Source organism: Caballeronia zhejiangensis (genome assembly GCF_022879815.1).
GTDB lineage: Bacteria > Pseudomonadota > Gammaproteobacteria > Burkholderiales > Burkholderiaceae > Caballeronia > Caballeronia zhejiangensis.
Genome location: NZ_CP084283.1, coordinates 888877 through 912420 on the forward strand (window position 1 = coordinate 888877; position 23544 = coordinate 912420).

Here is a 23544-nt window from a genome sequence, read left to right on the forward strand (position 1 = left end):
CGGTTCAGCCGATGGCCCGCATGTACAATACCGCCATGTCAGATCCCCGCTTCGTTCATCTCCGCGTCCACTCCGAATTCTCGATCGCCGACGGCATCGTGCGGCTGGACGACGTCGTCAAGGCTGCCGCAAAAGACGGGCAAGGCGCGCTCGCGCTGACCGATCTCGGCAACGCATTCGGTCTCGTGCGCTTCTATAAGGAAGCGCGCGGCATGGGCGTGAAGCCCATCGCCGGTTGCGACGTCTGGATTACCAATCCCGCCGATCGCGACAAGCCTTCGCGCCTCCTGTTACTCGTTCGCGACAAACAGGGCTACCTCAACCTGTGCGAGCTGTTGAGCCGCGCGTGGCTCACGAACCAGTATCGCGGCCGCGCCGAGGTGATGGTCGAATGGCTCGAAGAAGGGCTCGCAACGGGACTGCTCGCGCTTTCGGGCGCGCAGGGCGGAGATATCGGCATGGCGCTCGCGGCGGGCAACGTGCAATCCGCGCAACGCAACGCCGAGCGCTGGACGAAGCTCTTTCCGAACGCGTTCTACATCGAACTGCAGCGCGCCGGTCAGCCGGGCGAGCAGGCTTACGTGCAGGAAGCGGTCAAGCTCGCGGCGAAGCTGAAGCTGCCGGTCGTCGCGACGCATCCGATGCAGTTCATGACGCCCGACGACTTCACCGCGCACGAAGCGCGCGTGTGCATTTCCGAAGGCGATATCCTCGCGAATCCGCGTCGGCAGAAGCGCTTCACGCAGGACCAGTATTTCCGCACGCAGGACGAGATGTGCGCGCTTTTCGCGGACATTCCGTCGGCGCTCGCGAACACTGTCGAGATCGCGAAGCGCTGCAATCTGACGCTCGAACTCGGCAAGCCGAAGCTGCCGCTGTTCCCGACGCCCGACGGCATGTCGCTCGACGACTACCTCGTGCAGTTGTCGAAGGAAGGCCTCGAAGTCCGTCTGCAACAGCTTTATCCCGATGAAGCCGAACGCAGCGCGCAGCGCGAAACGTACTACGCGCGCCTCGATTTCGAATGCGGCACGATCATCAAGATGGGCTTTCCGGGCTACTTCCTGATCGTCGCCGACTTCATCATGTGGGCGAAGAACAATGGCGTGCCGGTCGGTCCGGGGCGGGGCTCGGGCGCGGGTTCGCTCGTCGCGTACGCGCTCGGCATCACCGATCTCGATCCGCTGCGCTACAACCTGCTGTTCGAGCGCTTCCTGAACCCGGAACGCGTGTCGATGCCCGACTTCGACATCGACTTCTGTCAGGAAGGGCGCGACCGCGTCATTCAGTACGTGAAGGGCAAGTACGGCGCGGATGCCGTGTCGCAGATCGCGACCTTCGGCACGATGGCGGCGAAGGCGGCGGTGCGCGACATCGGCCGCGTGCTCGATCTCGGCTACATGTTCACCGACGGCGTCGCGAAGCTGATTCCGTTCAAGCCGGGCAAGCACGTGACCATCGCGGACGCGATGAAGGAAGAGCCCACGCTTCAGGAACGCTTCGATTCCGAAGACGAAGTGCATCAACTGCTCGAACTCGCGCAGCGCGTTGAAGGGTTGACGCGTAACGTCGGCATGCACGCGGGCGGCGTGCTGATCGCGCCGGGCAAGCTCACGGACTTCTGCCCGCTCTACACGCAAGGCGAAGACGGCGGCGTCGTCAGTCAGTACGACAAGGACGACGTCGAAGCCGTCGGCCTCGTGAAGTTCGACTTTTTGGGCCTCACCACGCTGACGATTCTGGACTGGGCGGAGCGCTATATTCGCCGCCTCGATCCGTCGAAGAAGGACTGGAGCCTCGCGCAGGTTCCGCTCGACGATCCGGCCTCGTTCCAGATATTGAAGAAAGCGAACACCGTCGCCGTGTTCCAGCTGGAAAGCCGCGGCATGCAGGGCATGCTGAAGGACGCGCAGCCGGACCGCTTCGAGGACATCATCGCGTTGGTGGCGTTGTATCGGCCGGGCCCGATGGACCTGATCCCGAGCTTCTGCGCGCGCAAGCACGGGCGCGAGATCGTCGAATATCCGGATCCGCGCGTCGAACCTGTTCTGAAAGAGACCTACGGCATCATGGTCTATCAGGAGCAGGTGATGCAGATGGCGCAGATCATCGGCGGCTACTCGCTCGGCGGCGCGGACTTGCTGCGTCGCGCGATGGGCAAGAAAAAGCCCGAGGAAATGGCCAAGCATCGCGAGATTTTCGCGGAAGGCGCGGCGAAGAACGGCCTCACGCGCGAGAAGGCGGACGAGACCTTCGACCTGATGGAGAAGTTCGCCGGCTACGGCTTCAACAAGTCGCACGCGGCGGCGTATGCGTTGCTCGCGTATCACACGGCGTGGCTGAAGGCGCATCATCCGGCGGAATTCATGGCCGCCAACATGTCGCTCGCCATGGACGACACGGACAAGGTCAAGATCCTGTTCGAAGACTGCCTGGCGAACGGCATGGCGGTTTTGCCGCCCGATATCAACCAGTCGGCGTATCGCTTCGAACCGGTCGCGGAAGCCGATGGCAAGCGCTCGAAAACCATTCGCTACGGCCTGGGTGCGGTGAAAGGCAGCGGCCAGAACGCAATCGAAGAGATTCTGCGTGCGCGCGAAGACGGCCCGTTCGTCGATCTGTTCGACTTCTGCGAGCGCATCGACCGTCGTGTCGTGAATCGGCGCACGGTGGAAGCGCTGATCCGCGCGGGCGCGTTCGATTCGATTCACGCGAATCGCGCGCAGTTGCTCGCCTCCGTCCCGATGGCGATGGAAGCCGCCGATCAGGCCGCCGCCAACGCAATGCAAGCCGGCCTCTTCGACATGGGCGACGCGCCGCTCGCGAAGCACGAGTATGTCGACGAAGCCGAGTGGTCCGACAAGAAGCGTCTGCAGGAAGAAAAGACCGCGCTCGGCTTCTATCTGTCGGGCCATCTGTTCGATGCCTACAAGGGTGAAGTGCGCCGCTTCGTGCGCCAGAAGATCGGCGAGCTAAAGGAAGGGCGCGACAAGCTCATCGCGGGCGTGATCTCCGCCATGCGCACGCAGATGACCCAGCGCGGCAAGATGCTGATCGTGAATCTCGACGATGGCAGCGGCCAATGCGAAGTCACCGTCTTCAACGAGCAGTTCGAAGCGAACAAGGCGCTCTTCAAGGAAGACGAGCTGCTCGTCGTGCAGGGCATGGCGCGCAACGACGCGTTCACGGGCGGCATCCGTTTCACCGTCGATACGGCGATGGACCTCGAACGCGCGCGCAGCCGCTACGCGCAGTCGGTCAAGGTCGAGATGAACGGCAACGCCGATGCCTTGCGCCTGCGCCGCGTGCTCGAAGCGCATGCGGCGGGCGCGCAGGAAGCGCCGCCGCCCATGCCCGTGAAGGAGAACGGCCGCCAGCGTCAAAGCGCGCCGATTCCGAACGGCCTGAACGTGAGCATCGTCTATCGCAGCGAGCATGCCGAAGGCGAAGTGCGCCTCGGCGACGCGTGGCGCGTGAAGCCGACCGACGATCTCATCACGGCGCTGCGCGGCGAATTCGCGGGCAGCGCGATCGAAATCGTCTACTGATGCGGATCGGCATTTCGGCGAATGCGCTCAAGCATTCCGGCGGACTCGAACGCTACGCGATGGATCTCGTGCGCGGCCTCGCCGCCGCGGGCTTCGAAGGCAAGCGCAAGCCCGCGTTTTTCGCCCGCAAGATCGACACGTCGCTGCCCGAAAGCCGATTGATCGAGCCGCATCGCATCAAGGTGTCGTTTCTGCCGGGCAAGCTGCGCGACGCGTATTTCTCGTGGGCGCTCAAGCGTGCGCGCAAGAAGGCGAAGGTCGACGTGCTCATCGGCTGCAATCGCGTGGAAGGTTCCGAGATCGCCATTTGCGGCGGCACCCATATCGGCTTCCTGCGCGCGACCGGGCGGCGCGAGAAACCCTCGGACACGCGGCAGATCGCACTGGAGCGGCGTCAATACGCGCACGCGAACGTGGTCGTCGCGCATTCGGACATGATGAGCGACGAGTTGCGCGCGTTGTATGGCGTGGATATCCGCAAGATTCGCGTGCTTTATCCGCCCGTCGACGGCGCGCGATTCTCGCCCGTCGGTGCCGCTGCGCGTGCGCGTCTGCGCGAGCAGTTCGGCTTCGAACCGGATGAAACCGTGCTGCTGTTTCCGTCGAGCAGCCACGAGCGCAAGGGCTTGCCGCTGATCGAGAAGGCGCTCGCCGGGATGAACGTCGTGATCGCCGTCGCGGGCCGCGCGCCCGAGAAGCCGGCAGCGAACGTGCGCTATGTCGGCTACGCGAAGAACATCGAAGATGCGTATCGCGCGGCGGATTTCACCATTCTTGCGTCGAGCTACGAGCCATTCGGACTCGTCGGCATCGAATCGGTGATGTCCGGGACGCCGGTGATCTTCCCGGCGTGCATCGGCTGTTGCGACGCCATTGCAGATCACGCGAAGCACGTCTTCAAACCTGGCGACGCCGACGATCTGCGCCGCACGGTGCAGGAGGCGATCGAAGCGCGGCGCGACGCCCCGCGCGCGCTAGCCGGCGCAGTGCGCTATGACGCGAGCGTCGAGTCGCATGTGCGCGCTTTGCTCGATCTCGCGCGTGACATCGATGCGAAGCGCTGAGCCAATCAGCGCGCTTCGTTGAGATGCGCCAGCTTCAGGAACCGGTAGTAGACCGTCTGCGCGTTGAATAGCGCGATCATGAAGCCGGTTTTGCCGTCCAGAAAGCCGCGGCGCAGCACGTAAGTCCGCACGAACGCCCACGCGCCGCGCGACACCGCGATGCCGAAGCTGCCGCGCTTTCCGGCCGCGTGGCGTTGTTGCGCACCCGCCGTCGAGTAGGCGTCGAGCTTGCGCAATACCGCTTCGAAATCCTCGTAGGAGTAGTGCATCAGCTTGCCGGAAAGGCGCACGACGGGCTTGCCGGTCGACAGCACGAGCCGCTCGTGCACGAGATCGGGCGAGAAGCGCGCCGTGCCGCGCCGGAACAGGCGCGGAATCCAGTCGGGATACCAGCCGCTGTGCTTCACCCATGTGCCGCAGAAGCTCGACAGGCGGTCGACCGCGTAGACGTCGGCTTGCGGATCGGTGATCGCGGCGCGGATCGAAGCGGCCAGTTCGGGCGACACGATCTCGTCGGCGTCGATGGACAGCACCCAGTCGGTCGAGAGCGCGTCGAGCGCGCGGTTCTTCTGCGGGCCGAAGCCTGGCCAGTCGCGCGCCACGATCACGCGCGCGCGATGCGCCTCGGCGATGCCCACGGTCGCATCGCTGCTGCCGCCGTCGACGACGACGATTTCATCGGCGAAGGAAACGGCCTGCAGGCATTGCGCGAGCCGCGCGGCCGCGTTGTGGGTGATGATGGCGATGCCGAGGGTTGGAAATGTCATGGTGCCTTTCGAGTGGCGCTAGCGCCTTGTTGTTCTGCCGGGCGCGACGCTCGCGCGCTCATCCGCGCACATGCCACTTCACGAAGAAGAACGGGGAAAGCAGCCACGGACACGTCGCATAGACGAACATTTTGACGCGAAAGCCGAAGTCCACGTCTTTCGACGCCATGACGAGCGCGAGCTTGCGCGCGAGCGAGCGCTCGCCGAACATCGCGCTGACATAGCTTTCGCGCGCGGACTTCTTCGCGAGCAGCGCGCGCATCGGGCCGCCGACGCCCACTTTCTCGGCATCGCTCACGAGCTGGCTCGTTTCGCCCGTACCGTTGACGTTCGCCAGCTTGATGCGCGCGACGAAATCCGCGGGCGTGCGCCATTTGCGCTTTCTCGACAGTCCGCCGCGCCGGTACTGCACGAGCGGTTCATGCAGCGTATGAGCGCCGTGACTCATGATCGCGCGAAACGTCATGATCTGGTCCTCACCGTAGATGCCGGGCGCGATCGGCCCGAATTCGTTGAAGAGACGCCGCGCCCAGGCATGCGCCGCGCCGACGACGTGCGGCCGGTTCCGCGACCAGTCTTCGAAGCTGCGGTAGCCGTCGAGGTCGGTCACGCGCAGCACGCCGTGCGCATTGCCGTCGGCGTCGATATCCTGCAGGTCCGTCGCGACGAGGTCGTAGCGCCTGTCGCTCGCGAGCCAGTCGCGCATCACGCGCTCGACGCGCTCGGGGCGGGAGATATCGTCTCCCGCCGCGATGAAGAGCATTTCCCCCGATGCGCGTGCCGCGAGCGCGCTCAGATGCGCGCTGATGCCGAGATTCTTCTCGTTGCGATAGAGGCGCACGGTGTGCGGGCCGCGATAATCGCGCACGCAGCGTTCGGCGACAGAGAAGGTGCCGTCGGCGGAGGCGTCGTCGGAAATGAGGATTTCGAGCGGCGTCCAGGTTTGGGCCAGCGCGCCGCGGATGGCGTCGGCGACGGTTTCTTCCTGATTGAACGTGATGAGCAGGAGGCTGGCGAGCGGTGCGTCCGGCTCTGTTTTAGGTGTCGCTGGCATTTCGGATTCACAACGCATGGAATGACCGGCATGCCTTCCCGGCGCGAGTCAGGCGTTCCGTGAGCGAAGAGCGTGCCAGGCGGCAACGGCTATAATATCGCGGGTTTTCGGGGCGCGCGACCGGAACGGCCGGTCGAACCCATGTCAGGTTCATCGATTTGGAAAAAATTCTGCGTTATGTCATCGCCGGCATGGTTTTGCTGGCGCCCGCGACCACACTGATCGTGCGCGGTGGAACCGGTTACTGCTTTTTCCTGTTGCTCGCTATTGCGCTCTTTGCCGGTTTCAGCAAGCCGTTTCGGCTGAAGGGCGGTCTGCTCGTCACCGCTTATCCGTGGTACACCGCAGCCATGCTGTGCTTCATGGTTTATCTGCCGCTGCAACAGGCGATCGAAGGCTACTATCTGCCGCGTGAATTCGACGGCCTTTCTCGTCTGGCGCTGAGCCTGCCTATTTTTCTGCTGCTCGTGAATCTCCCGGTCCGCTACCTGAAGGCGCTCGGCTGGGGTTGCGCGCTGGGCGCGATCGGCGCGGGCCTCTGGGCCGTCGACAGCAACCTGCACATGACGATCAACGATCTCAATCGTCTCGGCAACGACTATACGAATCCGATTCCCTACGGCAATACGGCGCTCCTGCTCGGCTTTCTCTCAGTGATGACGATGCGCTGGGACGACTACCCCAACGTGCTCGTAAAACGCGTCGGTATTGCGATCAAGCTTCTGGGGCTCGCGGGCGGCGTGTATGCATCCTACTTGTCCGGCACGCGCGGCGGATGGCTCGCGATCCCGCTGTTCCTCGTGCTGTGCTCGCTCAATTTCGGCTGGATCAGGCGGAGGCGACATTGGCTCGCCGCGTTGCTGGTCGCGATCGTGGCGATGTCCGCCTTGCTCGCGTCGCCGCTCGGCCGCGAACGCGTGATGGCGACGCGCTCGGATCTCGTGATGCTTTCGGAAGGCTCGGGCGCCTACAGTTCCATCGGTGCACGTTTGCAGCTCTGGCGCGCGTCGATCCATCTGTTCGAGGCGCATCCGCTGCTGGGCGTCGGTAAGGGGCATCTGGAGGCGTCGCTGAAAGAGATGGCGAACAAGGGCGAAGTTCCGGGTTTCATCGTCAATCAGCGCGCGCATAGCGAGTTCTTTTCGACGATATCCGAACTCGGCGCGGTGGGCGTCGTCTGTCTGGCCTTGCTCTACTTCGGGCCGCTTCTGTATTTCGTGCGCTATCGGAAATCGCCGCAACGGGACGTTTCGACGGCCGCCTATTGCGGGATCGCGGTGTCGGGGTCGGTTATCATCTTCGGTTTGAGCATCGACGTGTTCACGGTGGTGATGAGCACGGCGCTCATCGCGCTTTTCTGGGCCGTGCTGCTCGCGGTCATCACACACGACACGCGCCAGCCGCAAGGCAACCCGGGCCGCGGTCCGATCGGCTGATCGGCGAGCCGTCCTGGCTGATGACGAAACCAACAAACCTTGCGCGACAAGCGATTCCGGCGCCGTGCGAAGTGGAGATACGCTCTTGAACAACCAGGCAAGTTTGCGCAAACCGATCGGCGGCGAGGAAAGCAGCTCGCCCATGGCCGTCATGAAACGGCTATGGCCGTATATCCGTCCGCTGCTCGGCATGGTGATGCTAGGCCTGCTGACGATGGGCATCGTCGCCGCGACCGAGGCCGGCATTCCGATGTTGCTCAAGCCGCTGCTCGACCATGGTTTCGGCTCGAAGAGCAGCGATCATGCGAAATGGCTCGTGCCCGCAGCGGTCATCGGCCTTGCGCTGGTGCGCGGCGGGGCACAATACGCATCGGGCTATTTTCTCTCCTACGTGACGAACAAGATCCTGCTGCAACTGCGGCTCGAAATGTTCCAGCGCATGATCCATACGAGCGCGGGCTTCTTTCAGCGCGAAACCGCGAGCACGGTCATCAACGCGATCGTCTTCGAGGTCAATCAGATTCTGAGCGTGCTGCAGAGCGTGGTCGTGACGCTCGTGCGCGATTCGCTCACGGTCGTGTTCCTGCTCGGCTATCTGTTCATCCTCAACTGGCGGCTCACGCTGATCGTCGCGGTGATCCTGCCGGCGATCGGCTGGCTCGTCAGCAAGATCAACCGCCGGCTGCGGCGCCTGAATCGCGAGCATCAGTCGTTGACGAACGATCTGTCGTATATCGTCGAGGAGACGGTCGGCGGCTACAAAGTCGTCAAGGTGCACAACGGCGAGCCGTACGAAATCGACCGCTTCACGGAGATGAGCCAGCGGTTGCGCGGCTACTCGATGCGCATGCAAGTCTCGGGTGGTCTCGCGCAGCCGCTTACGCAGTTTCTCGCATCGATCGCGCTCGCCATCGTCATCACGATCGCGGTCGTACAATCGGCCAACGATCAGACGACGGTCGGCGGCTTCGTCGCGTTCGTCACGTCGATGCTGCTCGTGATCTCGCCGCTCAAGCATCTGATCGACATCAATCAGCCCTTGCAGCGCGGCATGACGGCGGCCGAGCTGATCTTCGGCCTGATCGACGAGCCGGCCGAGCCCGCTGGCGGCGGCCGGCGTCTCGAACGCGCGCGCGGCGAAGTCGAATTCCGCGACGTGTCGTTCAGCTATGGCTCGGTCGACCGGCCGACGCTCGATCGCGTGTCGTTCAAGGTCGCGCCGGGCGAGATGGTCGCGCTCGCGGGCCCCTCTGGTAGCGGCAAGACGACGCTCGTGAATCTACTGCCGCGCTTCTTCGATCCGCGCGCCGGCCAGTTGCTCGTCGATGGCGTGCCCATCAGCGAGTACAACCTGCACGACCTGCGCGGCCAGCTCGCGATGGTCAGCCAGGACGTCGTGCTCTTCAACGATACGATCGCCGCGAATGTCGCGTACGGGCAGACGCCGGACCCCGAACGCGTGATGTCGGCGCTGACGGCGGCGAATCTCGCGGATGTCGTCGCGTCCTTGCCGGACGGGATCAACACGCTCGTCGGCGGCAACGGCATGCGTCTGTCGGGCGGGCAGCGCCAGCGTCTCGCGATCGCGCGCGCGATCTACAAGGACGCGCCGATCCTGATTCTCGACGAGGCGACCTCGGCGCTGGACTCGGAATCGGAGCGGCACGTGCAGTCGGCGCTCGAGACGCTGATGAAAGGACGCACGACGCTCGTCATCGCGCACCGGCTCTCGACGATCGAGCGCGCCGACCGCATCCTCGTGATGGAAGCGGGGAAGATCGCGGAGCAGGGCAGTCATGCGGAGTTGCTGCGCAAGGACGGCTTGTACGCGCATCTGCATCGGATTCAGTATCAGCAGCAGGCGGCGTGAGGCAGTCGGCCTCGCTCGAATGACTTTGGGCGAGGCTACATCAACACGATGTCGTATTGCTCTTGCGATAAATTACTCTCCACCTGCAGCGAAACCGGCTTCCCGATGAAGTCCATCAGCATCGCCAGATGCTGCGATTCCTCTTCCAGAAACAGATCGATCACCTGCTGCGAAGCCACCACGCGAAACTCGCGCGGATTGAATTGCCGCGACTCGCGCATGATTTCGCGCAGCACGTCGTAGCAGACGGTGCGCGGCGTCTTCACCTGACCTTTGCCCTGACACACCGGACACGGCTCGCACAGCACGTGAGCCAGTGACTCGCGCGTGCGCTTTCGCGTCATCTCGACGAGCCCGAGCTGCGAAAAGCCATTCACGGTCACGCGCGTTCTGTCGCGCGAGAGCGCCTTCTTCAGCTCGCCCAGCACCTGATCGCGATGCTCGACATTCTCCATGTCGATGAAATCGATGATGATGATCCCGCCGAGATTCCTCAAACGAAGTTGCCGCGCGATCGTATGCGCAGCTTCGAGATTGGTCTTGAAGATCGTGTCGTCGAAGTTGCGCGCGCCGACATACCCGCCCGTATTCACGTCGATGGTCGTCATCGCTTCGGTCTGGTCGATCATCAGATAGCCGCCCGACTTCAGATCGACGCGCCGCGACAGCGCCCGCTGAATCTCCGCCTCGATGTTGTACAGATCGAAGAGCGGCCGCTCGCCGGTGTAATGATGCAGACGCGACGCCACCGCCGGCGTGAACTCCGCGGCGAAATCCGCGAGCATTTGAAACGTCTCGCGCGAATCGACCTGAATACGCGTGGTTTCGTCGTTGACGAAATCGCGCAGCACGCGTTGCGCGAGGTTCAGATCCTGATAGAGCAGCGTGGTGGGTGGCACGCGCTGCGCTTGCGCGACGATCGTCGCCCAGGTCTTGCGCAAGTAGGCCACGTCGGCCGCGAGTTCTTCGCTCGTCGCGTCTTCGGCGATGGTCCGCACGATGTAGCCGCCTTTCTCGTCGGCGGGCAGGACGGCGGTCAGTCGCGCGCGCACGGCCTCGCGCTCCGCTTCGCTCTCGATCTTCTGGGAGATGCCGATATGCGGCTCCTGCGGCAGATACACCAGCGTGCGTCCCGCGATGCTCACCTGCGTCGACAGGCGCGCGCCCTTGGTGCCGATCGGGTCTTTCACGACCTGCACCATCAGCGACTGACCTTCGAAGACGATCTTTTCGATCGGCGTGTGCGGCTGTGAGTTATGCGGCTCGCCCGCGATGCGCGGATGCCAGATATCCGCCACATGAAGAAACGCGGCGCGCTCGAGACCGATGTCGATGAACGCGGACTGCATGCCCGGCAGCACGCGCACGACCTTGCCGAGATAGACGTTGCCGACGCGCCCGCGCGAAAGCGTGCGCTCGACGTGAAGCTCCTGAACGGCGCCTTGCTGAACCAGTGCGACGCGGCTTTCCTGGGGTGTGACGTTGATCAGGATTTCTTCGTTCATGGCCTGTTTAGAATGCGACGCGCGCCAGGCGCAAGAGAGCAGCGGTTTCGAAAAGGGGCAGACCCATGATACCCGAATAGGACCCGTCGATTCGCTCGATGAACTCGGCCGCGCGGCCCTGAATGCCGTACGCGCCCGCCTTGCCGAGCGGCTCGCCCGATGCCGCGTAGCGTTGCAGCGCAGCACGGTCGACGTTCGAAAAACGCACTTGCGAGCGCGAGAGCGCGGGTTCCAGCAACGCGCCATCGGCATCGACGACGGCGAGCGCCGTCAGCACTTCATGCTCGCGGCCTGCGAGGCGTTCGAGCATCGCGACGGCGTCTTCTTCGTGAAGCGGCTTGCCGAGAATCAGCCCGTCGATGGTGACGGTCGTATCGGCGACGAGAATCGGCGCGGACGCGAAGCCGCCGGCGAGCAATCGCGCGCGCGCGGCCTTTGCCTTTAACGCGCACACGCGCACGACGTACGCATCGGCGGCTTCGCCGGGCAACTCGGCTTCGAGCGCTTCGGCGTTTTCATCGGCACGGGGAAGAAGGAGTTCGAACTGCACGCCCAGTTGAAGAAGCAACTCCTGACGGCGTGGGCTTTGCGAGGCGAGATAAACGTAGGGATGAGTCGGCATCGTGATGTGGATTCGAATGACGCGCGGGGCATTCGATCCAGCGTCGAAGCACCCTCAAGCGCGATGATAGGGATGATTCTGCGTGATGCTCCACGCGCGGTAAAGCTGTTCGGCGAGCAGCACGCGCACCATGCCATGCGGCAACGTCAGGCTCGAAATGCGCAGCATCAGTTCCGCGCGCGATTTCACCTCCGGATGCAGCCCGTCCGCGCCGCCGATCACGAACGCGACGTCGCGCCCGTCCTGCTGCCAGCCGGGCAGGGCGTTCGCGAGTTGCATCGTGGTCCAGTCGCGGCCGCGTTCGTCGAGTGCGACCACGCGCGCGTTCTTCGGCAAGGCGGCTTCGATGCGCTGCTTTTCGGCCGCCATCACGCTCTCGGCATTGCGTCCCGACGAGCGCTGTTCCGGCTTGATCTCTTTGAGCTCGATGCGCAGTTCGGGCGGCATGCGCTTCGCGTATTCGTCGAAGCCATTCGTGATCCAGTCGGGCATCTTGTGTCCGACGGCGAGGATGACCAGCTTCATGAAACGAAGCGGTGTCAGTGCTTGCGCACGGTCTTCCGCGCGGGACGTTTGACGGCGGGCGCGTCGTCTTCGTCGTCCTCGTCTTCATCGGCGGTGACGCTCGCGCCGCCGAACATGTTCGGCCTTTGGAGCTTCACGCGCACGGGCTTGTCGCCCCAGACTTCCTCGAGGTTGTAGTACTGACGCAGAGCGGGTTGCAGGATGTGCACGACCGCGTCGCCGCAGTCGACCAGCACCCATTCGCCGATCTCTTCGCCTTCCGTGCTGACGATGTCGCCGCCCGCTTCCTTGACCTTCTCGCGCACGCTGTTGGCGAGCGCCTTGGTCTGGCGGTTGGACGTGCCGCTCGCCACGACCACGCGGTCGAACAGCGACGTCAGATGGGTCGTGTTGAACACTTTGATGTCTTGCGCCTTGACGTCTTCGAGACCGTCGATGATCGCGCGTTGCAGCTTCTGAAGTTCCATAGTTACGATGTCTGGTACAGGTGATGTTGAACAATATAGTCCCATACGGCGGATGGGACCTGCGCGCGGGCGTCGGTCGCACCGTTCATCGAACGCGCTTCTTCGCGGATCGCCGTGGCGGATACGTCGAGTAGCAGCATTTCGTCGATGTGCATGTGACCGTGCGGACTCCCGCGCAAAACGTCGGGCGATGCGCGGCGCGCTTCGAATTCGGCCGCGACCGGGGCGGGCAGCGTCGCGACGTCGAAGCCGGCGCGCGTTTCCACGCAAATGTGCGCGTAGTCGAAGAGCCGCTTCCACTGATGCCACGAATCGAGCTTGACCAACTGGTCCGCGCCCATCAACAGCGTGATCGACGCGTCCGCGCCTTCGCGCTCGCGCCAGTGCGCGAGCGTGTCGACGGTGTACGTGTCGCCGTGGCGGTCGATCTCATCGGTGGCGACGACGATCTGCACGCCATCGAGCGAAAGCGATGCCGCCGCCGCACGCGTCATCGCCAGCCGATGTTCCGGCGCCGATACGCCCGCCTTCTGCCACGGCTGTCCGGCGGGCAGCAGTACGAGCTCGGTCAGTTGCAGCAACTCGACGAAGCGCCGCGCGAGCGCGAGATGCCCGTTGTGGATCGGATCGAATGTGCCGCCGAGCAGGCCGACGCGCTTGGCGCAGGGCGTCACAGCCATTCCCGGCGCACCAGAAAGTCTTCGTACAGCCGCGCTTCCGGCGTGCCGGGCGCGGGCTTCCAGTCATAGCGCCAGTTCGCGACGGGCGGCATCGACATCAGAATCGATTCGGTGCGTCCGCCGCTTTGCAGGCCGAAGTGCGTGCCGCGGTCGAACACGAGATTGAACTCGACATAACGCCCGCGCCGATACGCCTGAAACTCGCGCTCGCGCTCCGTGTATGGCGTGTCGCGGCGTCGTTCGATGACCGGCAGATACGCCTTCAGGAACGCATCGCCGACGCTTCGCATCATCGCGAACGAGCGCTCGAAACCCGGCTCCGAGAAATCGTCGAAGAAAATTCCGCCGATGCCGCGCTGCTCGTTGCGATGCTTCAAATAGAAGTACTCGTCGCACCAGGTCTTGAAACGCGGATACAACTCCGCGCCGAACGGATCGAGCGAATCGCGGCAAACCTGATGGAAATGGCGCGCGTCTTCCTCGTAGCCGTAGATCGGCGTGAGATCCATGCCGCCGCCGAACCAGAAGATCGGCGCTTCGCCGTCTTTGGTCGCCGTGAGCATACGCACGTTCATGTGCACGGTCGGGCAGTGCGGATTGCGCGGATGCATGACGAGCGAGACGCCGAGCGCCTCGAAACCGCGTCCGGCGAGTTGCGGACGCGCCGCGCTCGCCGAGGGCGGCAGCGCGTCGCCTTGCACATCCGAAAAGCCGATGCCGCCGCGCTCGAAGAATCCGCCGCCTTCGAGGATGCGCGTCACGCCGCCGCCGCGCAGATGCGCGCCGGGCTCGCGGGTCCAGGCGTCGGTAGCGAAGGCGGTGCCGTCGAAGGCGCCGAGCGCATCGGCGATGCGCGTCTGCAGGCCCCTCAGATAATCGCGAACGGCGGCGATATCGTGGGCTGCGTCGGATTGTGTGCGTTGTTCCGCGCTGCGGTTCGGTTCACTCATCGATTGCTGCGTGCGCCCCTGTGGGCGGCCTTGAATGGCAGGGGTTAACCCTTCGTATCGAAACTCTCAAAAGCACGCTGCCGGACACGAGGTCCGGCAGCGCGGGTGCTTGGGCGGCGTGCGCCGCGCCGTGTCAGTGCTTGTCGCCGGGTTTTTCCGCCGTCTGCTTGCGATTCAGCGCGCGATAGCCGATGTCGCGCCGATACTGCATGCCGTCGAACGAGATCTGGTTGACTGTATCGTAGACCACGGATTGCGCGCCGCGCACGGAATCCGCCAGGCCGACGACGCACAGCACGCGCCCGCCCGAGGTCGTGAGCTTGCCGTCGGTGAGCGTCGTGCCGGCATGGAAAGTGACCGAATTCTCGGTTTCCGCGGGAATGCCGCTGATGCGGTCGTCCTTGCGCGGCGTATCCGGATAGTTATGGGCCGCGAGCACCACGCCGAGCGCGGTGCGGCGGTCCCAGTCCAGATCGACGGTGTCGAGCTTGCCGTCGATCGCCATTTCCACGACCTTCGAGAAATCGCCCTTCAGGCGCGCCATGATCGGCTGCGTCTCGGGGTCGCCCATGCGGCAGTTGAATTCCAGCGTTTTCGGATTGCCGTTCGCGTCGATCATCAGGCCGGCGTACAGGAAACCGGTAAAGCGGATGCCTTCGCTTTCCATGCCGCGCACCGTCGGCTGGATGATTTCGCGCATCACGCGCGCGTGCAGTTGCGGCGTGACGATCGGCGCGGGCGAGTACGCGCCCATGCCGCCGGTGTTCGGGCCCTTGTCGCCGTCGAGCAGGCGCTTGTGGTCCTGGCTCGACGCGAGCGGCAGGACGTGCTTGCCGTCGACCATCACGATGAAGCTCGCTTCCTCGCCCGCCAGAAACTCCTCGATCACCACGCGCGCGCCGGCGTCGCCGAGCTTGTTGTCGGCGAGCATCGAATCGACGGCGGCGTGCGCTTCTTCCAGCGTCATCGCGACGACGACGCCCTTGCCGGCGGCGAGGCCGTCCGCCTTGATGACGATCGGCGCGCCTTTGGCGTCGATGTAGGCGTGCGCGGCGGCGAGCTCGGAAAACGTCTCGTATTCGGCGGTCGGAATGTTGTGGCGCTTCATGAACGCCTTCGCGAAGTCCTTCGAGCTTTCGAGCTGCGCGGCTTCCTTGCTCGGGCCGAAGATTTTCAGCCCGCGCGAGCGGAACAGATTGACGATGCCCGCGGCGAGCGGCTGTTCCGGCCCTACGAGCGTGAACGCGACATGTTCCTTCTCGACGAAATCGGCGAGTTCCGCCGGATCCGTGATGTCGACGTTGCGCAGGCGCTCGTCCTGCGCGGTGCCGCCGTTGCCCGGCGCGACATAGACGATCTGCACGCGCGGCGATTGCGCGAGCTTCCAGGCCAGCGCATGTTCGCGGCCGCCGGAACCGACGACGAGTAACTTCATGTGAATCCCCGAAATCCTGACAAAAAGCGGCTTGAGAAAAAGCGGCGGGCGCATCGACCGTAAAGCGCGCGTATGACACTCGTCATGGCGTCGCGAAGGCGGCTCGCGCTGACATCGGCTGCGTCACGCGCCTTCCTCGGGCGATGCCGCGCCGCGAAGGCCGTGCGGCGCTGCTCCGGCATGGCAGCCGAAGCGAAAGATGTTCCATGCGAGGCCGCGGCGGATTTCGATGCCGCCGCGCCCCTGCGCTACGAAGCTCGGAAAGCTCAGTCTTCGTTGATCGCGGCGTTTGTATAGACTTCCTGCACGTCGTCGAGATTTTCGAGCGCGTCGAGCAGTTTTTGCATTTTCACTGCGTCGTCGCCGCTGAATTCGACTTCCGTCTGCGGTTTCATCGTCACTTCGGCGAGTTCCGCCTTGAAGCCCGCGGCTTCGAGCGCGTCCTTCACCTTCTGGAAATCGTTCGGCGGGCAGACCACTTCGATGCTGCCGTCCTCGTTCGTCACGACGTCGTCCGCGCCGGCTTCGAGCGCGGCGTCCATCAGCTTGTCTTCCGGCGTGCCGGGCGCGAACAGGAACTGGCCGACGTGATCGAACATGAACGACACCGACCCGTCCGTGCCCATGTTGCCGCCGAACTTCGAGAACGCGTGGCGCACTTCCGCGACGGTGCGGGTGCGGTTGTCCGTCATCGTGTCGACGATGATCGCCGCGCCGCCGATACCGTAGCCTTCGTAGCGGATTTCCTCGTAGTTCGCGCCATCGACGCCGCCGGTGCCGCGCTGGATCGCGCGGTTGATGTTGTCCTTCGGCATGTTGGCGTCGTAGGCCTTGTCGACGGCGAGGCGCAGCCGCGGGTTTGAATCGATCTCGCCGCCGCCCATGCGCGCCGCGACCTGGATTTCCTTGATGAGGCGCGTCCAGACCTTGCCTTTCTTCGCGTCGGCCGCGGCTTTCTTATGCTTGATGTTGGCCCATTTCGAATGACCCGCCATTACCTTTCTCCATCGCGCGCGGACCTGCCGGGCGCCTAGTGTGCTGTCGTGCTGAATGTGTCTGTCTGCCGCGCGCTGCTCGGCCGCGGTCGGGTTCGCTCGGGGATCGTTTCGATCCGTCCTGACCCGAATAGGAACAGACCGAAATTTTAGCATGGCGTCGTGCGCTCTCAATGCCGTGTGGCACGGGCCGGAACGCGAAAATCGGCGCAAACCGTGCGAAATTCCGTCGAATCGCGTGGAATTCGCGCGAACGAAGCCGTAAACGCAAACCGCCGCGCAGAATCGCGCGGCGGCTGGAATGGTTCCGGCGAACGCTTAATTCCTCGTGCCGAAGAGACGGTCGCCCGCGTCGCCGAGACCCGGAACGATATACGCATGCTCGTTCAGATGCGAATCGAGCGACGCGACATACAGCTTCACATCCGGATGCGCGTCCTGGAACACCTTCACGCCCTCGGGCGCGGCGACCAGTGCGACGAAAATGATGTTTTCGGCTTGCACGTTGCGGCGCTTCATCACGTCGACGGCGTGCACCGCCGAGTAGCCCGTCGCGACCATCGGATCGCACAGAATGAAGACGCGCTCTTCGAGATCGGGTGGCAGACGCACGAGATACTCGACCGGACGATGATCGTCCGCGCGATACACGCCGATATGCCCGACACGCGCCGAGGGCACGAGATCCAGCAGGCCGTCCGACATGCCGATGCCCGCGCGCAGCACCGGCACGATCGCGAGCTTCTTGCCGGCGATCACCGGCGCGTCGATCCCGACGAGCGGCGTTTCCACGCGCTTGGTCGTAAGCGGCAGATTGCGCGTGATTTCGTAGCCCATCAGCAGCGTGATTTCGCGCAGCAGTTCGCGGAACGTGCGCGTCGACGTGTCCTTGTCGCGCATGTGAGTGAGCTTGTGCTGGATCAGCGGATGATCGGTGATGAAGAGATTGGGAAAGCGGCTGTCTTGTTTCATGGGTCTCGCGCGCGGCGCGTCCTGCTCGTGTGATGTTCTGCCTCTGACGCTCGGGGAGCGGACAGTGGCGACAGTTTACCCAAAAGCCCGCGCACGCCTAAGAAGATTCGCGCGGGCCTTGGCGTTTCCGCCGCCGACGTTGCTGCCCCGATTCTTCTAGAATTGCGCGAAGACGTCACGATCTGTGACGAAAGACAACTGGAGGAAAGACGATGGATATGGGAATCGCGGGCCGCACCGCGTTGGTATGCGCGGCGAGCAAGGGCCTGGGACGCGGCTGCGCCGAAGCGCTCGCCGCCGAAGGCGTGAATCTCGTCATCACCGCGCGCACGGCGGAAACGCTCGAAGCGACGGCAGCGCACATCCGCTCGACTTACGGCGTCACCGTGACGACCGTCGCGGGCGACATCACGACGCCCGAAGGCCACGCCGCCGCGCTCGCCGCCTGTCCCGCGCCGGACATTCTCGTCAACAACGCGGGCGGGCCGCCGCCGGGCGACTTCCGCACCTTCACGCACGAGATGTGGATCAAGGCGCTCGAAGGCAACATGCTGACGCCGATCGAGCTCATCAAGGCGACCATCGACGGGATGATCGAGCGCGGCTTCGGGCGCGTCGTGAACATCACGAGTTCGTCGGTGAAGGCGCCGATCGACGTGTTGGGTCTCTCGAACGGCGCGCGCTCGGGCCTGACCGGTTTCGTCGCCGGCGTCGCGCGCAAGGTCGCATCGACGGGCGTCACGATCAACAATCTCCTGCCGGGCACGTTCGACACCGACCGTATCGCCGTGACGATGGAAGCGCAGGCGAAGGCGCAGAACATTTCGATCGACGAAATGCGGGCGCGCCGTGCGCAAAGCCTGCCCGCGGGCCGCTTCGGCACATCGGAGGAATTCGGCAAGGCATGCGCGTTCCTCTGCAGCGTGCATGCGGGCTACATCACCGGTCAGAATCTGCTGATCGACGGCGGCGCTTATCCCGGCACCTACTGAGACGGAGCCTCCGATGACCACACGCGTCGCGCTCATCGCGCACGACATGAAGAAGGACGACATCGTCACGCTGGCGGGCGAGTTCGTCGACACGCTCGCGCAATGCAATCTCGTCGCGACCGGCACGACCGGCGGACGCATCGCGGCGGCGCACGGGCTGGAGATCGAGCGCAAGCTGTCCGGCCCGCACGGCGGCGACCTGCAGATCGGCGCGGAACTGGCGGAAGGGCGCGTGAACATCGTGATCTTCCTGCGCGACCCGATGACGCCGCAGCCGCACGAGCCCGACATCAACGCGCTCGTGCGCGCCTGCGACGTGCACAACGTGCCGTGCGCGACCAACATCGCGACGGCGCGCATGATTCTCGACGACTTGCGTCTGCGCTTCGCGCGGGCGTCCTGAAGATCAAAGGAGACGAACGAGCGATGACCAAGGCAATCCGATTCGACAAGGCAGGCGGCCCCGAAGTCATGAAGTGGGTCGACGTGGACGTGGGCGCGCCGGGCAAGGGCGAAATCCGCGTGAAGCATCATGCGGTGGGCCTCAATTTCATCGACGTGTACTTTCGCACCGGCCTGTATCCGATGCCGCTGCCGGGCGGCCTCGGCATGGAAGCGGCCGGCGAGGTGACGGCGGTGGGCGAGGGCATCACGCAGTTCAAGCCGGGCGATCGCGTCGCCTATGCGTCGCGCCCGCCGGGCGCCTATGCGGAAGAGCGCGTGATGTCGGCGGATTACGTCGTCAAGCTGCCCGATTCGATCGGCTACGAAGATGCCGCGTCGATCATGCTGCAGGGTTTGACCGCGCAATATCTGCTGCGCCGGACGTATCGCGTGAAGGCGGGCGACACGGTGCTGATCCACGCGGCGGCGGGCGGCGTCGGCATGCTCGCGTGTCAGTGGGCGAAGGCGCTCGGCGCGACGGTGATCGGCACGGTCGGCTCCGACGAGAAAGCCGAGCTCGCGAAGGCGCACGGCTGCGATCATCCGATCGTCTACACGCGCGAGAATTTCACGCAGCGCGTGCGCGAGATCACGAACGGTGCGGGCGTGCCTGTCGTCTACGATTCGATCGGCAAGGACACGTATATCGCGTCGCTAGATTGCCTGTCGCCGCTTGGGCTTTTCGTGAGCTTCGGCAATTCGTCGGGCCCGTTGCCGCCGCTCGATTCGTCGGAGCTGGCCGGTCGCGGCTCGCTGTATTTCACGCGGCCGACGCTTTTCAGCTACATCGCCAAACGCAGCGATCTCGACACGATGGCGGCGGAACTGTTCGATGTCGTGTCGTCGGGGAAAGTGAAGACGAACGTGCGCCAGCGTTATCCGCTGTCGGAAGCGGCGCGCGCGCACGAAGACCTCGAAGCGCGCAGGACGACCGGCTCGACGATTCTTCTGCCGTGAAGCGACGCGAAACCGCGCGGACGGCTATCCGATGAGCGAGCCGTCCTTTACCGTCGTCCTGATCGAGGATGAGAAGCAGATTCGGCGCTTCGTGCGCGTGTCGCTCGAAGCGCAGGGCATGACGGTCCACGAAGCGGACACCGGTCAGAAAGGTCTCGTCGAAGCCGCGACGCGCAAGCCCGATCTCGTGATCGTCGATCTCGGCCTGCCGGACACCGACGGCATCGACGTGATCCGCGAACTGCGCGGCTGGACCGAGCTGCCGATCATCGTGCTGTCGGCGCGCACGCAGGAGGAGGAGAAAGTCGCCGCGCTCGATGCCGGCGCCGACGATTACCTCACGAAGCCCTTCGGCGTTTCCGAGCTGATGGCGCGGATTCGCGCGCATTTGCGGCGGCGCAATCAGGCGTCCGCGAGCGAGACGCCGGTCGTGACTTTCGGCGATGTGACCGTCGATCTCGCGCTGCGCCGCGTCACGAAGCACGCCGAAAACGTGCATCTGACGCCGATCGAATACCGGCTGCTATCGACGCTCGTGCGTCACGCGGGGCGAGTGCTGACGCATCGGCAATTGCTGGTGGAAGTGTGGGGGCCGTCGCATGTCGAAAGCCCGCATTATCTGCGCATTTACATGGCGCATCTGCGGCAGAAGCTGGAGCGCGATCCCGCGCAGCCGGAACATATCGTGACCGAGACGGGCGTGGGTTACAGGCTCGTCGGCGTGGCGTGACGGACCGCGCTGAGCGAAGCGAGCGCGGTATCGATCGGCACGTCGCCGCCGACGAACGCGATCAATCGGTCGCGGATGCCGAGCGTCACACATCGCACGGCGATGCGCGCGACGTCGGCGCGTGCGACTTCGGGCGTGTGTTCAGTGAGTTCGTCGGCGAGCGCGATGGTCCCGCGCGGCGGCGCGTCCGATAAAGGCCCTGGCCGAAGAACCGCGAACGGCACACCGCGATGCGCGACGTATTCGTCGGCTTCGCGCTTCATCCGCGAGTAATGGCGCAATGCAAAACTGCTTCGCGCCGGATGAAGTGCGGATAGCGCGCTCACGACGACGAGCTGCTGCACGCGGCGGCGCCTGGCGTAATCGGCGGTGCGCATGACGGCATCGCGATCGATCGCGCGTTCCTCGTTGACGCCTTCGTTGTCCGCCGATCCGGCTGCGTAGATCACATGCGTGATGTCATCGAAGGCGTGAGAAAAGTCGTTGGTGAGATCGCCTAGCAGGATTTCGGCGCCCATCGCCGCGAACTCGCTCTTGTGCGCGGATTTGCGCAGCATTGCGCGGAATGGCATGGCTTGCCGATGCAATCGCTCGGCGATGAGGCGGCCCGTGCGGCCGTGGGCGCCGATCAGCAGAACCTTCAGCGAGTTCATGTGCGGAAGTCTCCTTTGCTTGCGGTTCTTTTTTTTGGTCGGTGGCTTCGGCTTTCGCCGGATCCCGGTTTCGTGTCGGTCTATTAACGTTGCCCCTGTGCGGGGCGGCACCTACTTTCTTTGCTGCTGCAAAGAAAGTAGGCAAAGAAAGCAGCTTTTCAGGCCCGCGGTCACACGCAATTTGGGTAGTTCTCTCGTTCTCGATGGCACTCGCCTAAAGAGTGCCCTCATCACAATCACCGGGCTTGGCTCGCGCACGGTCTGCCTTCACTCGCCACACACCAAACTGGTTCAGCACCAAATAGCTCCGGCCCGCTTCGCGGCCGATGGGTCAATCGGGTCCGCGCGTGCTTCTCTACTAACGTCTCCATCTCACTGCAATCGCCGCACGTTGGTTTCCCTTGCATAGCCGGCGGCAGCGCGTAGCGCTGTGCCGAAGCTCTTTCGTGCTGAACCAGTGTCCTTGGAAAACTAGCTCGTCAGACCGTGCGCGATCCAAGCCCGATGGGGCCTATGAGGGCACTCTTTAGGCAGCCCACGATGGACGAGAGGACTACCCAAATTGCGTGTGACCGCGGGCGTATCGGAAGCTGCTTTCTTTGGTTACTTGTATCTTGAATCTGGCGTCCGGAAGCTGATCTCTCCCGTTCGCTCGAAGCGGTAGCCCGTTTGTGTTACATGGGCTCACAGCCCGAAAGAAAGCTGGTGGCGCCGCTTCTCCTTACCGCTTTGAACCCGGACAGTTGACTGAGCCTCGAGCTCGTATCTTTGCAAGTATGGGTGCTGTGGTGAACCAAATCCAATCCTCTTCCGTCTCGCCTTTGTTCGTTGGCATCGATGTCAGCGGCTCCTTTCTCGACATCGCCTTCCACGAATCCTCCGAACTCTTTCGCCTGGCCAATTCTCCCGATGGCTTCGCGCAGCTGATCCACCGACTGCTGCCGCTCAACCCACAACTCATCGTGCTCGAAGCCACCGGCAAGCTCGAACGCGCCGTCCTCGAAGCCCTCTGCCAGGCCGGCTTGCCCGCCGTCGCGGTCAATCCCAAGCGGGTGCGCGACTTCGCCAGGTCCGCCGGCGTACGGGCCAAGACCGATCGCATCGATGCGCGCCTCATCGCCCGCTATGGCGCGACCATCAAACCCGAAGTCAGACCCCTGAACGACGAGCAAACCCAGCAGTTGCAGGCCCTCATCCTGCGCCGCGCACAGCTCATCGAGATGCTCACCGCCGAGCAAAATCGCCGCAAACGCGCCCATAAATCCGCTTTGCCAAGCATCGATGAGTTCATTCGCTTCATCTCACAGCGCATCAAGGACGCCGATCGCGACATCGACGCCTTCCTGCACGCCAACGATCTCTGGCGCAAGACCGAGGCCGTGCTGCGCTCGGTGCCCGGCATCGGCAAAGGCGCCGCGGCCGTGCTCATTGCCTTTCTGCCCGAACTCGGAACCCTCAACGCCCGCGAAATCGCCTCGCTCGCCGGGCTCGCCCCGTTCAATTCCGATAGCGGCGCTCACTGCGGCCAGCGACACGTCTCGGGCGGCCGCCCCATCGTGCGGCGCGCCCTCTACATGGCCTGCGTCGCCGCCCAGCGATCCAACGCGCACATCAAGGCGTTTTGCGACCGCCTGCGCGCCAGAGGCAAAAAGACCAAAGTCGCATTCGTCGCAGCAATGCGCAAGATGCTCACCCAGCTCAACGCCATGATGCGCGACGGCACAACTTGGAATCCCCCAAAACCATGATCCTTACCAACTCAACCCTTGATGCTCAATACAGTTGCTTTCTTTGCAGCAGCAAAGAAAGTGACTGCCGCCCCGCACAGGGGCAGTGCTAATAGACCGAGAGCAAAACGGGATCCGGCGAAGGACCAAG

The 23544-nt window shown here is 64.0% G+C and carries 21 protein-coding genes; 9 read left to right on the top strand and 12 right to left on the bottom strand.

What is annotated here, in order from left to right; all coding sequences use genetic code 11:
- The first annotated feature begins 20 nt into the window (after window positions 1–20).
- Window positions 21–3548, top strand: a complete 3528-nt coding sequence (dnaE, locus tag LDZ23_RS04205) for a DNA polymerase III subunit alpha (RefSeq protein ID WP_033536668.1) — start codon at window positions 21–23, stop codon at window positions 3546–3548.
- Window positions 3548–4612, top strand: a complete 1065-nt coding sequence (locus LDZ23_RS04210) for a glycosyltransferase family 4 protein (protein WP_008350640.1) — start codon at window positions 3548–3550, stop codon at window positions 4610–4612. Before dnaE ends, LDZ23_RS04210 begins: the two co-directional genes overlap by 1 nt.
- A 5-nt stretch (window positions 4613–4617) precedes the next feature.
- Here LDZ23_RS04210 and LDZ23_RS04215 read toward each other — a convergent pair whose 3' ends face one another.
- A complete protein-coding gene (locus LDZ23_RS04215) occupies window positions 4618–5379 on the bottom strand; it encodes a glycosyltransferase family 2 protein (protein WP_008350638.1) in 762 nt (253 codons plus the stop codon).
- Window positions 5380–5437: 58 nt separating this feature from the next.
- The gene (locus tag LDZ23_RS04220; protein ID WP_033536667.1) at window positions 5438–6433 is read right to left on the bottom strand and encodes a glycosyltransferase family 2 protein; all 996 of its coding nucleotides are present in this window, start codon (window positions 6431–6433) and stop codon (window positions 5438–5440) included.
- A gap of 158 nt (window positions 6434–6591) precedes the next feature.
- Between LDZ23_RS04220 and LDZ23_RS04225 the strand changes: the two genes are divergently transcribed.
- A complete protein-coding gene (locus tag LDZ23_RS04225; protein ID WP_034471231.1) occupies window positions 6592–7869 on the top strand; it encodes an O-antigen ligase family protein in 1278 nt (425 codons plus the stop codon).
- 142 nt (window positions 7870–8011) lie between these two features.
- Complete coding sequence (gene msbA, locus LDZ23_RS04230) at window positions 8012–9739, top strand: lipid A export permease/ATP-binding protein MsbA (RefSeq protein WP_372492573.1); 1728 nt, start codon at window positions 8012–8014, stop codon at window positions 9737–9739.
- 35 nt (window positions 9740–9774) lie between these two features.
- On the opposite strand, the gene rng is transcribed toward msbA, so the two are convergent.
- From rng to upp, 9 genes are all read right to left on the bottom strand, one after another.
- Entirely contained in the window at window positions 9775–11244 is a 1470-nt protein-coding gene (gene rng / locus LDZ23_RS04235) for a ribonuclease G (RefSeq protein WP_008350634.1), read from the bottom strand.
- Between the two features lie 7 nt (window positions 11245–11251).
- Window positions 11252–11866, bottom strand: coding sequence for a Maf family protein (locus tag LDZ23_RS04240; RefSeq protein ID WP_008350633.1), 615 nt, complete (start codon window positions 11864–11866; stop codon window positions 11252–11254).
- 54 nt (window positions 11867–11920) lie between these two features.
- Window positions 11921–12391, bottom strand: coding sequence for a 23S rRNA (pseudouridine(1915)-N(3))-methyltransferase RlmH (gene rlmH / locus LDZ23_RS04245; protein ID WP_008350632.1), 471 nt, complete (start codon window positions 12389–12391; stop codon window positions 11921–11923).
- Between the two features lie 14 nt (window positions 12392–12405).
- Window positions 12406–12858 carry a ribosome silencing factor gene (gene rsfS / locus LDZ23_RS04250; protein ID WP_008350631.1) on the bottom strand — a complete coding sequence of 151 codons (453 nt, stop codon included), beginning with the start codon at window positions 12856–12858 and terminating at the stop codon, window positions 12406–12408.
- Window positions 12859–12860: 2 nt separating this feature from the next.
- Entirely contained in the window at window positions 12861–13538 is a 678-nt protein-coding gene (locus LDZ23_RS04255; RefSeq protein ID WP_008350630.1) for a nicotinate-nucleotide adenylyltransferase, read from the bottom strand.
- Complete coding sequence (gene hemF / locus LDZ23_RS04260; protein ID WP_008350629.1) at window positions 13529–14488, bottom strand: oxygen-dependent coproporphyrinogen oxidase; 960 nt, start codon at window positions 14486–14488, stop codon at window positions 13529–13531. Before hemF ends, LDZ23_RS04255 begins: the two co-directional genes overlap by 10 nt.
- 133 nt (window positions 14489–14621) lie before the next feature.
- Entirely contained in the window at window positions 14622–15923 is a 1302-nt protein-coding gene (gene purD, locus LDZ23_RS04265; RefSeq protein ID WP_008350628.1) for a phosphoribosylamine--glycine ligase, read from the bottom strand.
- 266 nt (window positions 15924–16189) lie between these two features.
- Entirely contained in the window at window positions 16190–16918 is a 729-nt protein-coding gene (locus LDZ23_RS04270; protein ID WP_008350627.1) for a YebC/PmpR family DNA-binding transcriptional regulator, read from the bottom strand.
- Between the two features lie 318 nt (window positions 16919–17236).
- On the bottom strand, window positions 17237–17890 hold the full coding sequence (upp, locus tag LDZ23_RS04275; protein ID WP_008350624.1) for a uracil phosphoribosyltransferase: 654 nt from the start codon (window positions 17888–17890) through the stop codon (window positions 17237–17239).
- Window positions 17891–18102: 212 nt separating this feature from the next.
- On the opposite strand from upp, the gene LDZ23_RS04280 reads away from it, so the two are divergent.
- The 4 genes from LDZ23_RS04280 to kdpE are packed head-to-tail and all read left to right on the top strand — an operon-like array spanning window position 18103 to window position 21013.
- A complete protein-coding gene (locus LDZ23_RS04280; RefSeq protein ID WP_008350622.1) occupies window positions 18103–18882 on the top strand; it encodes an SDR family oxidoreductase in 780 nt (259 codons plus the stop codon).
- Between the two features lie 13 nt (window positions 18883–18895).
- Window positions 18896–19285, top strand: coding sequence for a methylglyoxal synthase (locus tag LDZ23_RS04285; RefSeq protein WP_008350620.1), 390 nt, complete (start codon window positions 18896–18898; stop codon window positions 19283–19285).
- A gap of 23 nt (window positions 19286–19308) precedes the next feature.
- Window positions 19309–20283, top strand: a complete 975-nt coding sequence (locus tag LDZ23_RS04290) for a quinone oxidoreductase family protein (RefSeq protein ID WP_008350618.1) — start codon at window positions 19309–19311, stop codon at window positions 20281–20283.
- 31 nt (window positions 20284–20314) lie between these two features.
- Window positions 20315–21013 carry a two-component system response regulator KdpE gene (kdpE, locus tag LDZ23_RS04295; RefSeq protein WP_008350616.1) on the top strand — a complete coding sequence of 233 codons (699 nt, stop codon included), beginning with the start codon at window positions 20315–20317 and terminating at the stop codon, window positions 21011–21013.
- Here the strand turns inward: kdpE and LDZ23_RS04300 are convergent.
- Window positions 20989–21666, bottom strand: a complete 678-nt coding sequence (locus LDZ23_RS04300) for an SDR family oxidoreductase (protein WP_008350614.1) — start codon at window positions 21664–21666, stop codon at window positions 20989–20991. The two genes, kdpE and LDZ23_RS04300, sit on opposite strands and share 25 nt — an antisense overlap.
- Before the next feature lie 797 nt (window positions 21667–22463).
- Here LDZ23_RS04300 and LDZ23_RS04305 point away from each other — a divergent pair.
- Window positions 22464–23414, top strand: a complete 951-nt coding sequence (locus tag LDZ23_RS04305; protein WP_425129925.1) for an IS110 family RNA-guided transposase — start codon at window positions 22464–22466, stop codon at window positions 23412–23414.
- Window positions 23415–23544: the final 130 nt, after the last annotated feature.